Raw genomic sequence first — 14116 nt, 5'->3', positions numbered from 1 at the left:
TGCGCGTGAGTATTGGCGATTTCTCGGGCGCTCGCCACCCGCCCGGGGCACCGGCTCAGGAGCGCGCGATGCGGGCGTTGCGGCGCGGGCCGCTCGGCGCGGCCGCGGCGCGCTTCCACGGCCACCACGACTTGCGCGGCGGCTCGGCGGAGCGCTGGCGGCGGTCGGTCCGCGCGGGCCGCTCGGAGGCGGGGGCGCGGCTGCGCTGGTCGCTGATCCGCCACGGGCGCGGGCGGCGGGAGATCGAGAGCAGGACCCCGGTGGCGCCCATGCTGACCAGCAGCGACGAGCCGCCGTACGACAGGAACGGCAGGGTGATGCCCTTGGCCGGGATCACATCGAGGACCACCGAGATGTTGATCAAGGCCTGGAAGCCGAACAGGGCCGAGAGCGCGACGGCGAGGTAGGTGCCGAAGCGGTCCGGGGCGCCGCGGGCGGCCACGAGCCCGCGCCACACGAGCAGGCAGAACAGGCCGATCACGGTCCACACGCCGACGAGGCCGAGCTCCTCGGCGATGCTGGCGAGGATGAAGTCGGTGTGGTTCTCGGGCAAAAACCCGAGCTTCTGCCGGCCGGCGCCGAGGCCGAGGCCCCACGTGCCGCCCGAGCCGACGGCGATCAGCGACTGCTGGATCTGGTACGACTGTTCGCCCGAGAGGAAGTCGAGCAGGCGGCCCTTGCGGAAGCCGACGCCGACGATCTGCGACCAGGCGAGCGGCGCGGCCAGCATCATGGCGGCGACGACGTAGGTGATCCGCGTGCCGGCGACGAACAACGCGGTCAGCGTCACGGCGCCGAGGAGGATGGTGGTGCCGAGGTCCTTCTCGAGCAGGACCAGGACCATGGTCAGCGAGGCGACCAGCAGCGGCGGGAGGAAGCCGGCCTTGAAGCGGCGCACGCGCTCGCCCTGGCGGGCCAGCATGGAGGAGAGGAACATCGCCAAAAACACCTTGGCGAGCTCGCTCGGCTGGATGTTGATGCCGGGCGCGCGGATCCACCGGCGCGCGCCGTTGACCTCGTCGCCGACGGCGAGCACGAGCAAGAGGCCCATGAGGCCGATGCCCATCAGGTGCGGGGCGAAGCGGCGGAAGATCCGGTAGTCGAGCCGCGACGTGAGCACCATGACGGCGGTGCCGAGCGCGAACAGCACGCTCTGGCGGCCGAGGAAGTACTCCCAGTCGTGGTAGCGCACGCGCGCGGTGTAGACGCTGGCGCTGTAGACCATGACGAGGCCGAGGCAGGCCAGCGACATGGCGGCGAAGAACAGCCAGGGGTCCATGGCCCGCCGCTCCTCGCCCTCGTCCGCGACGAGCGACGGCGAACCCTCCGCGGGCTCGACGACGGGGTCGTCTCCCGGGTCCAGGGCCGCGGTCTCGCTCGGGGTCACGCCCAGCCCCTCGCACATGTGCGCGCGCGAGGCGAGTTTTCGGCGCAAACCGGGGGGTGCGCAGGTGCGCAGCGCCAGGTTGACAACGAGGGCGTGTCAACTTGACCCGCCTGCGTGCCCAAATGGCGCCGAGGCGGGTCTGGAGGGGCTTTTTGACGTTTTCGGCGGGGCCTTGCGCAAGCCGGGGGGGTCGCGTCATCCTCACGGACGTCCATGCAGCTCTCGCGTCGTCCGCTCCACGGCCTGTGCGTCGTGCTCGCAGTCTCGCTGATCGCGCCGCCCGTGGCCGCCAAGCCGGCGAAGAAGCAAGACGCCCCGATCGGGACCGCCAGCTCGAGCCGGCCGATCGACCCCGACATGCCCGACGCCGGCGACGAGGCGATCCCCGACGCCCCGCTCGAGGAGGGGCAGGTCGCCCCCGGCGCCCGCGCCACCTCGGGATCTGGCCCGAAGAACAGCTCGGGGATCACGATGTCGCGCAAGCCCAACGTCGGCAGCGACACGCTCGCCCTGCAGTTCGACGCCGAGGCGTCGGCCCGCTTCGACGAGGGCAATTACCGCGAGGCGGCCCGCATGTGGGTCAAGGCCCTCGACGCCCTGTCGGAGAACGAGTCCAACCACACCGTCCGCTCGGCCATGTTGCTCAACGCGGTCACCGCGTACGAGCAGCTGTACGTCGAGTCCGGTGAGGTCGACATGCTCAAGCGCGGGCAGCTCATCATCTCGGACTACCTGCGCGCCTGCAAAAAGCGCTACGGCTCGGCCTGCGACCGCTACCAGGAGACCGCCGACGCCCGCAAGCGCCTCGAAGAGCTGATGAAGCGCATCGAGGAGGCGCAGCCGAAGATCAAGAAGATCCCGCCCGAGATCGACACCGCGCCGGGCGGCCGGCCCTACAACCGCCAGATCGTCCAGCCGTCCGCGCCGCCGTGGATCGGCGCCGCGTTCGCGGTCGGCGTGGTGATGGGCGGCGGCGGCGCAGCGATGATCTACTGGTCGCGCACGCACGAGTTCAAGAAGAGCTCCGCCGAGATGCTGGCCGAGGGGACCGCCGAGTCGGCCAAGGTCGACTTCCGCGAGGAGGGCGACACCGGGACCGACACTGGCGATACGGGTGACACCGGCGACACCGGGGACACCGGCTCGACCGGCTCGGCGACGACGCTGATCGAGCTGGAGTCCAAGGTCCGCCGCGACCTGGCGACGGCCGCCGGCGTGTTCCTGGCGGCCGGCGGCCTCGGCCTCATCATCATGGCGTCGGTCAGGCTGGCCAAGCACCGCCGGATCAACCGCGAGCGCGCGTCGGTGCTGTCGGTGTTCCCGGCCCTCACGCCGGGCGGCGGCGGGCTCGGCCTCAGCGGCCGGTTCTGAGGGCCTGGCGCGGCTCTACGCGCCGCGCGGCGAGGGCTGTCCCTGGGGACATGTGGGGCTGCCCTCGCGGACAGGTCTCCGGGGCTGTCTCGGGGGACAGGTGCTCTCGCCTCGCGGAGCGGCGGGCGGGGCGTCTGTCCTCGCGGACATGTGAGGCAGCGGGCTCAGGGGCCGCGAGAGGTGCGGCCCCGGCCGCCGGGAGGCTTCCGCGCGGCCGCGGCCGGTGCTAGGGTCCCGGGCGATGGAATTGCGGACGATCAGCGAGAGCCGCTGCTTCGGCGGCGTACAGGGGACCTACAGCCACGCGTCGACGGCGACCGGGACGGAGATGCGGCTGTCGGTGTTCGTGCCCGAGCAGGGCCGCTCGCGCGCGCTGCCGGCGGTCATCTACCTGTCCGGGCTGTCCTGCACCGAGGAGAACTTCACGGTGAAGGCCGGGGCCCAGCGCTACGCGGCCGAGCTCGGTCTCATCGTGATCGCCCCCGACACGAGCCCGCGCGGCCCGAACGTGGCCGACGACCCGGCCTACGACCTCGGCCAGGGAGCGGGCTTCTACGTCGACGCGACCGAGTCGCCGTGGGCGCCGCACTTTCGCATGTACTCGTACGTGGCCGAGGAGCTGCCGGCCCTGATCGCCGACCGGTTCCCGCTGCGCCCCGGGGCGCTCGGGATCATGGGCCACTCGATGGGCGGCCACGGGGCGCTGGTCCTCGGCCTCCGCGAGCCGGCGAAGTTCGCGTCGGTGTCGGCGCTGGCGCCGATCGCCACGCCGTCACAGGTGCCGTGGGGCACCAAGGCGTTCTCGGCGTACCTCGGGCCCGATCAACAGCGCTGGCGCCCGTACGACGCGACCGCGCTGGTCGAGGACGGCCACCGCCGCGACGACCTCATCCGCATCGATCAGGGCGAGGCCGACAAGTTCCTCGGCGAGCAGCTCCGCCCGGAGGTGTTCGCCGCCGCCTGCGCGCGCGCGCGGCAAGCGGTCGAGGTCCATCACCACGCGGGCTACGACCACGGGTACTTCTTCGTGGCGACGCTGATCGGCGACCACCTGCGCCACCACGCCCAGCTGCTGGCGGGCCGCTGAGCAGCCCGCCTTGCAACGCCACGAGGCGGGCAACCGGCGCTGAAACTTCGCAGCGACTTGCGCTCGGGTCGCTGATCGATTCGGCGCGGCCCAAATGGAGGCGCAGTGCAAGCTTGCCTCGCCGAGATCGACCGAACGGGTCAACGCGACACCGGAGCTCGTCTCGAGCGCGCCCTGCAAGGAAGCCGGCTTCTGAAGCAGCTTCTTTAGTGCGAGCGTCTCGCGCCTTGGCTCGAGGACTGCGTCACGCACGAGACCCACCGCGAGAGCCACTCCCCGTCGTATCGGCGGACCTCGGGTGACGACCGCGCTTGACTGGCTAGTAGGGCGGTGGACATGCCCCAAGGGACATGCCCGTGACGGCATGTCCTGGCGGGCATGTCCCGCGAGCCAGCCGCCAGCTCAGGAGACGGCCTTGCGCAGGGCGAGGTAGGCGTCGCTCAGCATCCACACGCACAGGTCCTGGGCGTTGCGGCTGAGGACGATGCGCTGCTTGATGTTGCCGTTGGCGAAGCCGTCGAGGAGGCAAGCGGCGGACAGGACGCCGGCGACGTCGCCGGACAGCAGCAGGGCCATGCGCAGGTCGGTGGTGAGGGTGGCGCGGGCGGTGGCGGCCGGCTCGAAGTGGTGGCTCGAGAGGGCCTGGCAGACGCGCAGCAGCGGGCGGCGCTGGCGGCGGGGCAGGTTCTTGCCGAGGTTGTTGGCGACGTCGCGGAGGCGACGGGCGTCGGGGTCGGCGGTGATGGCGTTGAAGACCTTCGTGACCTCGAAGCTCGCCGCGATCATGAGGTCGAGCTCGACCGGCACCAGCGAGCGCACGCGGCCGCCGCCGAGGGCCCGGCGGGCCAGGGCCAGCGCCCCGAGGCCGCGCCAGCTGATCGGGTCGCCGCGCAGCCACAGGTTGACGCCGAGGCGCAGCGTCGGCTCCTCGCCCTCGTCGAGGACGGCGACGGTGTTGTTGATCGAGGTGGCGCGCATCGCCATGTCCTCGATGCCGAGCAGGCGACACCACTGCTGCAGGTTGTTGCGGATCGCGCCGGTGTCGACGTTGGGCGGGACGGGCACCGTCTCGTCGCCGTTGAGGCCGGTGAACTCGGGGAACATCCGGTCCATCGCCGTCTCGACGCAGGTCAGCAGGTCGTTGATGTCGGGCAGCTCGCCCGGGGCGAACAGCAGCTGGCGGAGGGCCGGCGTGGCGAAGGCGGCCTGCAGGCCCTGGGCCGAGGCGGGGCGCATGAAGCCGTCGGGCAGGCCGATCGACTCGCCGGGCTCGAGCGCGTGGACGAGGAGGCGGGCCATCTGCGCCAGGCCCGGGTTGGGCCGGTTGGCGACCTCGGCGAGCAGGCGGATGTCGCTCGGGTTGAGCGCGCCGCGGCCGATGCCGCCGAGCATGGCCAGGCGGATCGGCTCGAGGAAAGTGGAGACGCGCTCGGTCTGGCCGAGCCGCTCGAGCAGGCGGGTGAGCAGGAGGATCGTGGTGCGGTTGCCGGGCCCGAGCTCGGCGGCCCGCTCGACGGCGGCCAGCGCCTGGGCCTCGCGACCTGGCACTTCGGCCAGGAGGCTGGCGCGGCGGAAGTAGAGCTCGTGCAGGCGATCGGGGTCGCGCTCGCGGGCGCACAGGCGATCGAGCAGCTCGGCGGCCTCGGCGGGCTGACCTGTCCGTTCGAGCAGGCCGGCCATGAGGGTGATGGCCCGCGGGTCGTCGCCGCGCGAGGCGAGGACGATCCGGCCGTGCTCGAGCGCGCGGGCGAGGGTCTCGGGCGCGCGGGCGAGGTAGCCGGCGAGGATCAGGCGCAGGTCGACGGCCGAGGGATCGGCGGGGTCGTAGAGCGCGAGCAGCTGCTCCATGACGCGCGCCGACTCGGCCTCCTTGCCGAGCTGCTGGTAGCAGCGCACGAGGCCACGGAGGGCCTGCTTGCCGTCGGGCCGGGCCTGGGCGGCGACGGTGAAGTAGGCGAGGGCGTCCTCGTCGCGGGTGCTCTGCTCGCCGAGGTAGACGCCGAGCTCGTAGCGCAGGCCGGCGTCGCTGATCCGGCCGAACACGGTGCGCAGGAGGTCGAGCGCGGGCTTGGGCTCGGGCAGCTGGCTGGCCAGCGCGCGGGCGAGGCCGATGGCGTCGCGGTAGTGCGGATCGCGGCCGAGGATCTGGCCGAGCAGGCCGAGCGCGACCTCGGCGTCGGCGGGCTTGCCGGTGTTGCCGGCCCGCACCGCGGCGTCACGCGCCTCGGCCATGAGGGTGTGGACGCTGACCGCCTTGGTCTTCGGGGCGGCCGACTCGCGCGCGGCGCCGGAGGAGACGCGCTGCAGGCCGAGCTCGGCCGGGGCCAGCGAGGGCATGGCCCGCAGCGCGGCGCGGTAGGCCCGCTGGGCCTCGTTGACTGCGCCGGCCTGTTCGAGCAGCTCGGCGCTCTCGAGGTAGAAGATGGCCCGCTCGCCGTCGCTCTGGGCCCGCACCGCCCGCGCGCCGACGGCGTCGGTCATCGCCAGCGGGTTGTTCGGGTCGGACAGCAGGCCCTCGAGCAGGCGCACCGCGTAGGGGTTGCCGGGGTCCTCGCGCAAGGCGCCGAGGATCGCGTTGGCCGCGAACTCGCGGTCCTCCGGGGCGGCGGAGCGCAGCAGGACCTCGGCCGACTCGACCAGCAGGGTGGCCTTGTAGTGGGTGTCCTCGCTGACGCGCGCGAGCCGGAGCCGTTGATTCGGCAACGACTCGGTGTCGCCGGTCTTGCGCAGCAGGTTCTTGTACTCGCGCAGGAGGATGGCGTCGTCGGGGGTGTGCTCGATCGCCTCTTCGTAGGTGCGCCGGGCCTCGTCGAGGTTGCGCTCGGCGAGGTGCAGGCGCGCGAGGTGGACCAGCACGCCGGCCTTGGCCGGGCCGCTCAGGTGCTGGCTCTGATCCTCGAGCAGGCGGACGAGGTTGGCGACGTCGCGGTTGGCGACCAGCAGCCGGCGCGCGCGCTCGCTGGCGAGGCCGTGCAGCGGCTGGACGGCGAGCGCGGCCCGGTAGTGCTGCAGGGCCCGATCCTCGTCGACGAAGGCGGTGTCGGACTCGGGCCTCGCGTCCTTGCGCGCGAGCGTCTCGGCGAGCAGGCCGAGGCGGTAGTGATAGTCGGCCAGGAGCGCGGGGCTGTGCGGCAGGTCCTGGGCGCGCAGCAGGTCGTAGGCCTCGCGCACGCGGCCGTTGGCCGACAGCAGCTGCAGCAGGGCCTCGCGCGCGGGCACGAGGTCGGGGTTCAGGCGGTAGGCGCGGGTGAGGTAGTCGATCGCCCGGTCCATGTCGCCGACCTCCTCGAAGCAGATCCGGCCGGCCTTGAGCGCGAGCACGGCGGGGTCGCTGGTGGGGTCGAGCTCGGGCTCGTGCAGGCGCAGGAGGTCGTCGAGGTCGCCGCTGTCGCGGTAGATCCGGGCCAGGGCCCGCAGCGCCGGGGTGTAGCCGGGCGTCATCGCCAGCGCCCGCTCGTAGGCCTCGCGGGCCGCGGTGCGCTGCTTGAGGTGGAACTCCTGGGCCTCGCCGAGCTCGACGAGGATCGCCGTGCGGGCGGTGTTCTCCTCGAGGCGATCGACGAGCAGCTGCAGGGTGCCGATCAGCACCGGCGTGCGGCCGTGGGTGCGGCACAGGCCGGCGAGCTGGTAGAGCGCGAGCACGTCGTCCTGATCGAGCTGGGCGATCTCTTGCAGCGTGGCGATAGCGAGGTCGACGTCGTGCAGCTCGTTCTCGGCGATGGCGGCGATCCGGCGCAGCGCGGCCAGGCGCTCGCTGCCCTCGGTCGACTCTCGCGCCTGCCGCTGCAAGGTGGCGGCGGCCTGGGCCCAGCGCCGCATCTTCTCGTAGACGCTGCCGAGCGCGCGCAGGCAGTGGGCGCTGCGCGGGTCCTCGGCGACCGCGAGCTCGTAGACCTCGGCGGCGCGCGGCAGGTTGCGCTCGAGCTCCTCGTGGACGAAGCCGAGGCGCACGAGGATCGCGGCCCGCTCGGCGCCGTGCGGCTGGTGCTGGGCCCACTCGGTGAGGTGGGAGACGAGCGCCGGGATGTCGCCGGTGGCCCGCAGGATGTCGGCCAGCGCCTGCCAGACCCACCGCTGCTCGGGCAGGTGCGTGCGCACGAACCGGAGGTCGATCTCGAGGCGGCGATACGCGGCGGCCTCGTCGTCGCTGAGCGCGTCGGGCTGGACGTCGTCGTCGCCGCCGTCCTGCAGGCGGCGCAGGGTGCCGTCGTCGCTCATGGCGCTCTGACGGGCGGCCAGCGGGGTGGCGCTCCAGCGCATGCGGGCGATCTGCTCGCGCACGATCGCCTGCTCGCGGGTGTCGTCGAGCAGCGGGGCGAGGCGCGCCAGGATCTCGATGTAGTTGGGGTCGGGCTCGCCGCCGTGGCGCGCCAGGGCCTGGCCGGCGAGGGCGTAGGCGAGGGCGTCGAGCAGGCCCTGGGCGGCCGACTCGTCGGCGCTGCGATCGAGCCAGGCGCGCACGTCGGCGAGCAGCGGCGCGGGCACGGGCTCGCTGCCGAGGACGACGACCGCGAGCTGCAGCGCGGTGGCGGCGGTGATCGGATCTTCGGCGAGGCCGGCGAGGCGGCGGTACAGCTCCGACAGCGCCGAGGGGGTGCCGCCGCCGTCGTGGCGGATGGTGCGGATCAGGCGGCGCAGCGCGGTGGCGTTGGTGGGGTCGTCGTTGTGCGCGAGCTCGAGGTAGCTCCGCCGCTGGCGCGGGTCGTCGGTGACGTGGGCGAGGTCGAGGCGCCGGGCGGCGCGCAGGCTCGGCAAGTCGATCTTGCGCACGTTGGTCGCCAGCAGCCGCTGGGCGTCGCCGTGGCGCTTGAGCAGGATCGCGGCGTCGACCGCGAGGGCGACCGCGATCGGGTGATCGGGCATGATCACGAGCGCGGCCTGGTAGCTGGCGTAGGCGCGGCCGATGTCGCCGGTGGCGTCCTCGATCCGCTGGCCGTGCTCGATCCACGCGGCGAGGCGCACGGCGGGCGGCTGACTGGCGTCGCTGGCCTCGTGGAACAGCTCGGCCAGCTCGGCCGCGAGGTCGGCCCGGACCGCCTGCACGGCCCCGGCGACCTGACGCACCGCGGGGCTGCCGGCCGCGAGCACGTCGTCGCCCTCGATCAGGCCGAGGCGCTCGCGCTGGACTCGACCTGTCTCTCCGGTCAGGGCGGCGCGCAGGTCGGGGCTCTGCTCGCGCGCGGCCTCGGCGGCCAGGACGTCGGCGAGCAGCCACCAGTCGACCGCGGGCAGGGCCAGCGCGCCGGGGGCGAGCGGGAGGTCGAGCGGCCAGAAGGCGTCGGGCAGGTCGAGCAGCGACGGCGGGGGGCCGCTGCCGGTGACGCGCTCGGCCGGGGCAGCGCCCAGGTCGAGCGGGCGACCGCACTCGTCGAGAGGGAGGGGCTTGCGCGGGCCGGTCATGCGGGGAGCTCCTCGACGTCGCTCAGCTCGAGCTCGAGCTCGACGTTGTAGCCGAGGGCGCGTCGCAGCGCGAGGTGCTCCTCGGACACGAGGTAGGCGACCAGGGCGGCGGCGCGGGGGATGGCGAGGCTGGGGGCCTGCGCCGCGTCGGAGCCGGCGGGACGGGCGGCCAACCGGCGCAGCGGCACCCGCGGGTCGCCGCAGGCGATCGCGCCGGCCCGATCCTCGCCCTGACGCAAGGTGTCCCGAAGGACAGGCATGGAGAACTGCTGGAGGTTGCGCGCCAGGACCTCGGCGTCGTCGCCGAAGTCGACGGCCACGCCGGCGCCGGCGAGGCCCTCGATGATCGCGTCGGAGACGCTCTCGTCGCGCGGGTGGATGTCGTCGAGCTCGACGCCGGCGCAGCTGGCGAGGCCGTGCATGACCGCCATCACGCCTTCGTCCTCCATGGCGTGGTGGAGGTGGTCGCCGCCGGTCGACAGGCGGAACAGCGCCCGCCCGAGCGCCTCGCGCGAGCCGGGCGAGAACGGGGCGCTGTTGATCTTGCGGCCGATCAGCAGCACCGGCGCGGTGCCGACGTGGGCGACGACGCCGTTGTCGTCGCTCGGGTTGAGGAACAGCAGCGGATCGCCGACGCCGAGGGTGCGGGCCAGCGCGCGGGTGACGACGGCGACCGAGCTGGCGGCCGGCAAGCTGTGGCGCTGCGCCAGGTTGACCGGCGGCGGCGGAGCCCCCGGGATGCCGGACATGTACTTGACGCCAGCTTGCAAGAGGTGCACTGCGGCGGCGCAGGCGGGGTCGTCGACGGTGAAGAACGGCTGCGGCTTGTCGGGCGCGGTCGGCAAGGGCCACGGCGCCGGCTGCAGGACCTCGCAGCGTCGGCTGGTCGGGACGAGATCGGGGTCGACGGTCTCGAGCACCGCGGCGCACACGTAGACGCCGCCCGACTCCTCGGCGGCGTCGAACAGGCGCAGGAGGCCGGCGATCGGGTCGGCGTCGACGGCCTCGGCGTCGGGCCGGCCGCCCTTGTGCGGGCGCACGAGGCCACGGTCGCGCAGGAGGGCCCGCTGGGCGGCGATGCCGGCTTGCAGGGCGACGCGGGCCTCGTCGGCGCGGCCGAGTTCGATGAGCAGGGCGTGCAGCTCGAGGATGACGTCGGTGTTGGCGGGGCGCAGGCGCAGCAGCTCGCGCAGCAGGGCGGCGGCCTCCTCGGGCCGGCCGCGGACGCGGCGATCGATGTCGGCGAGGGCCCGCAGGCTGCGCACGCGCTCGTCGGCGTCGCCGAGCTCGAGCAGGCGCTGCAGCACCTCGACGCGCTGGTCGACGGTGCCGATCGCAGAGGCGATCCGATCGGCGGCCCGCAGGGCGACGAAGGCCTGGAAGCCGCCGCGGCTGGCGGCGAGGTAGTGCTCGAAGGCGGCGTCGGGGGCCCCGTTGCGCTCATGCGCGTCGGCCAGCAAGAACTCGAGCACGGCCCGCAGCTCGGGCGAGGTCTCGCGCTGGAGGGCCTCCTGCAGCTGGCCCACTGCCTCGCCGCCGCGGCCGGCGCGGGCGTAGAGGCGGGCGAGGTCGACGCGCAAGGCGACGTGCTCGGGGAACGAGCCGACGGCCCGCTCGAGCAGGCCGGTGGCGCCGTGGTTGCCGTCGCTGACCTCGACGATGCGGGCGATCGCGCGGGCGGCCTCGGGCGTGAGGGACTTGGCGGCGATGAGGGCGTCGAAGCGACGGGTGAGGGGGCCGAGCAGCGGCTGGGCGCCCTCGCGGCCGTGCTGCTCGCGGGTCCGCCACAATGCGGAGAAGGCCGGATCGGAGGTGGGCTCGATGTCGAGGGCGCGGGCCAGGGCGCGCCAGGCCCGGGCCGGATCGCGGGCCCGCACCGCGAGCAGGCCGGCGCGCACGCACAGCGCGTGCTGATGGGCCGGATCGCCGACGAGGAGGGCGATCTGGGCCAGCAGGTCGGCGGCGACGACGAGGTCGGCCGGGGCGCCGCGCTGCTCCATCAAGCAGGCCTTGGCGTGCAGGGCGGGCAGGTACTTGGGCCAGGTGACGAGCGCGGCGTTGAGGCGCGACAGGGCCTCGTCGAGATCGCCGACGCGGACGTAGAGGTCGGCGCTGCCGCACAGGAGGGCGGCCCGCTCGACGTAGTCCTTCTCGCCGGCGGCGGCGGTGTTGAGCTCGGCCGCGGCGCGACGCGTGGGCGCGAGGTTGCGGCGCGCGGCGATGCGGGCCTGACCGCGGCGCGCCTGGTCGTAGCGCGGATCCCTGGCCAGGATCTCGGCGTAGCCAGTGTCGGCGGCGTCGAGGTCACCGAACGACTCGGCGGCGCGGGCGGCCCGGTAGCGCAGGCTGTGGCTGAAGGTGAGCTCGCCCGACTCTTCGGCCGCAGTGATCGCCAGCGCGGCGGTCATGCCGGCGCGCACGAGGTCGGGGCGGCGGCTGAAGCGGGCGGCGCGGGCGAGCCGGAGCTGGGTGTTGAGGTCGCGCGGGCGGGCCTCTGCGGCGGCCTCGAGGTACTGCACGCCGAGCGCCGGCGAGTCGGACAGCTCGGCCAGCAGCAGCGCGGCAGCCTGACGGTTGCCGAGGCCGCGCTCGTGGGCCAGCGCGCCGCGAGCGGCGACCCGCAGCTCGGCGCCGTCGCCGTTGGCGGCGCAGTGCTCGAGTAACGTCGTCCAGCCGCCGCCGAGGCTCGGCCACTGCGCGAGGGCGCGGCGCAGCTCGCCGGTGGCCTGCTCGGCCTGGCCGGGGTCGGCCCAGATCCCGGCGGGATCGGAGGCCCGCACCAGCGCGGCGCGATAGATGAGCAGGGCGCGGGCTCGCTGGCCGCGCGACAGATCGAAGTGACGCGCGAGGTAGCCGAGCAGCGCGTCGGTGCGCCCGAGCGCGGCGGCCAGGCGCTCGCCGGTGTGCAGCGTCGAGAGGTGTTCGGGCCAGGTCTGAAGGACCAGGTCGACCTCGTCGAGCGCCTGCGGCAGCTCGCCGAGCGCGAGCAGGCGGTGGATGATCTCGAGGTGCAGCGACAGCCGCTGCGCCGGATCGACGGCGCGCTGCAGGCGGCGGCGCAGCAGGTCGATGATGCCGACGTCGTCGCCGCGGTCGCGGAGGATCCGCTCGAGCAGCGCGAGCGTCGGCGGGTGGTCGGGGACCTCCTCGAGCGACTCCTGCAGGCTGGCCTCGGCGTGGCCCGTGTCGCCCATCTGCAGCGCCAGCTCGGCGCTGCGGAACAGCAGCTTGGCGCGCCGCAGCGGGCTGATGGTCAGCTTGATCTCCTGCTCGGTGACCTGCAGCAGCTCGCGCGCGCGGCCGGCCTTGGCGAGCAAGCGGGCCAGCTGCTGCAGCGACGGCAGGTGCTCCGGGAACTCCTTGAGCAGGGCGACGAGGCACTTGATCGCGGCCGACGGATCGCCCTGGCGCTCGTGAAGGCGGGCGAGGATCGACAGCAGGAACACGCGGCGCGGGCCGCCGACGCCGCGTTGCAGCTCGCCGTTGTAGAGCTCGCGCAGGCCGTCGAAGCGGCCGAGCTGGAGGAGCACGCGCTCGAGGCGATCGAGCGCGGGGCGGTAGGTCTGCGACGAGGCGACGGCCTCTTCGTAGAGCTGGCGGGCGCCCTCGAGCTCCTTGAGGTGCTCCTCGAGCACCTGGCCGGCGCGCAGCTGGGCCTGGGCGCGCTCTTCGGGGCTGAGGCCGGCGGCCTCGGCGGTCGCGACCTGGAGCTTCAGCAGCTCGAGCAGCTGGTGCCACGACTCGTTGGCGATGAGGTAGCGGCCGGCGTCCTCGAGCGCCGGGGTGTGGCCGGGGAACAGCTTGAGCGCGCGGCGCATGGCGCCGAGGCCCTCGCTGACGCGGTCGAGGCGGATCATCGCCAGCTTGCCGAGGCGGTAGAACAGCTCGGCCTCGGTGCCGGGGTCGGAGCCGCCGATGGCCTTGAGCTGGCCGGCGCAGGCCTCGACGGCGACGTCGTAGCGGGCCGTCGCCATCGCCAGCTCTTCGAGGTTGCGCCACAGGCTGAAGTTGTCGGGCTGCAGCTTGGCGGCCGCGTGCAGCAGCGAGACGGCGCCGGCTCGCTCGCGGACCTCGCGCAGGACCAGGCTGGCGCGGGCCAGCGGGCCGGCGCGCTGCTCGGGCGGACGGGCGTCGGCCTCGGCCTCGAGCGCGCGCAGCATCAGCTCGGCGTTGCCGGCGGCCTCGGCGACGCGGAACAGGTCTTGAATGAGGAGGAGGTTGCCGGGCTGCTCCTCGCCGGCGGCGATCAGCAGGGCCGCGGCGAGGTTGAGGTCGCCGCCCTGGCGGGTCTCGAGCACTGCGAGGTCGCGCGCGACGGCGGCGACGGCCCGCGGGTCGTGCAGGACCTCGAGCTGCGCCTCGAGGTTGGCGACCAGCGCCATGAGGTTGCCCTGCACGAGGGTGACGGCCTCGACCGAGCGCAGCACCGCGAGGTCCTTCGGGGTCGCGCGCAGGGCCGCCTGATAACACTGCAAAGCGGCGGCGCGATCCTTGAAGTGGGTCTCGACCAGCTGACCTCGCTCGCGGTAGAGCGCCGCCGCCTCGCGCGGGTGGCGAGTGGCGCGGATCTCGAGATCGAGGTAGCGAACGGAGTTGCGGATGTCGCCGCGCCGGAGAAAGATCCGGTAGAGGAGGCGCATCGCCGGCCGCAGGTCCGGCACCAGCTCCAGGGCGTGGGCCAGCAGGCGCTGGGCCTCGCCGTCCTCGCCGCGTACGACACACCAACGCGCACACGTTACGGCGACCACAGCCCGGAGTTGCGGCTCACTCGTCGGTGTCCGCGACAGCACCTGCAACATCTCGAGCAGGGGCATCTCGGCGGTTTCGGGCATCGCTCGGGCGCAGTCTACACCGGGGCGCGCGGCCGGAAT

At 73.8% G+C, this 14116-nt stretch carries 5 protein-coding genes; 2 read left to right on the top strand and 3 right to left on the bottom strand.

The window, feature by feature from the left end:
• Positions 1 to 55: 55 nt before the first annotated feature.
• Positions 56 to 1387: a putative lipid II flippase FtsW gene (gene ftsW, locus OV090_RS01885; RefSeq protein WP_267701721.1), complete on the bottom strand. Its 1332-nt coding sequence runs from the start codon at positions 1385 to 1387 to the stop codon at positions 56 to 58.
• A gap of 213 nt (positions 1388 to 1600) precedes the next feature.
• Here ftsW and OV090_RS01880 point away from each other — a divergent pair, with 213 nt between their 5' ends.
• Together OV090_RS01880 and fghA are read left to right on the top strand one after the other, a co-directional pair.
• Positions 1601 to 2758 carry a hypothetical protein gene (locus OV090_RS01880; protein WP_267701720.1) on the top strand — a complete coding sequence of 386 codons (1158 nt, stop codon included), beginning with the start codon at positions 1601 to 1603 and terminating at the stop codon, positions 2756 to 2758.
• A 241-nt stretch (positions 2759 to 2999) separates the two neighbouring features.
• Positions 3000 to 3845: an S-formylglutathione hydrolase gene (gene fghA / locus OV090_RS01875; RefSeq protein WP_276601066.1), complete on the top strand. Its 846-nt coding sequence runs from the start codon at positions 3000 to 3002 to the stop codon at positions 3843 to 3845.
• A gap of 402 nt (positions 3846 to 4247) precedes the next feature.
• Here fghA and OV090_RS01870 read toward each other — a convergent pair whose 3' ends face one another.
• Together OV090_RS01870 and OV090_RS01865 are read right to left on the bottom strand one after the other, a co-directional pair.
• Positions 4248 to 9245 (bottom strand): hypothetical protein, encoded by a 4998-nt coding sequence (locus OV090_RS01870; protein WP_267701719.1) that lies wholly within the window; start codon positions 9243 to 9245, stop codon positions 4248 to 4250.
• On the bottom strand, positions 9242 to 14077 hold the full coding sequence (locus tag OV090_RS01865; RefSeq protein WP_267701718.1) for a tetratricopeptide repeat protein: 4836 nt from the start codon (positions 14075 to 14077) through the stop codon (positions 9242 to 9244). The genes OV090_RS01870 and OV090_RS01865 overlap by 4 nt, the downstream gene beginning before the upstream one ends.
• Positions 14078 to 14116 lie beyond the last annotated feature (39 nt).

Source organism: Nannocystis sp. RBIL2 (assembly GCF_026626745.1).
Lineage (GTDB): Bacteria > Myxococcota_A > Polyangia > Nannocystales > Nannocystaceae > Nannocystis.
The sequence above is the reverse complement of the archived record's forward strand: the minus strand, read 5'-3'. Positions and strand labels throughout refer to the sequence as shown.

What these genes read in the sequence shown, in the direction of transcription:
- OV090_RS01880 (WP_267701720.1), top strand. Translation starts at nt 1,601, where the DNA reads ATGCAGCTCTCGCGTCGTCCGCTCCACGGCCTGTGCGTCGTGCTCGCA.
- fghA (WP_276601066.1), top strand. Translation starts at nt 3,000, where the DNA reads ATGGAATTGCGGACGATCAGCGAGAGCCGCTGCTTCGGCGGCGTACAG.
- OV090_RS01870 (WP_267701719.1), bottom strand. Translation starts at nt 9,245, where the DNA reads ATGACCGGCCCGCGCAAGCCCCTCCCTCTCGACGAGTGCGGTCGCCCG.
- OV090_RS01865 (WP_267701718.1), bottom strand. Translation starts at nt 14,077, where the DNA reads ATGCCCGAAACCGCCGAGATGCCCCTGCTCGAGATGTTGCAGGTGCTG.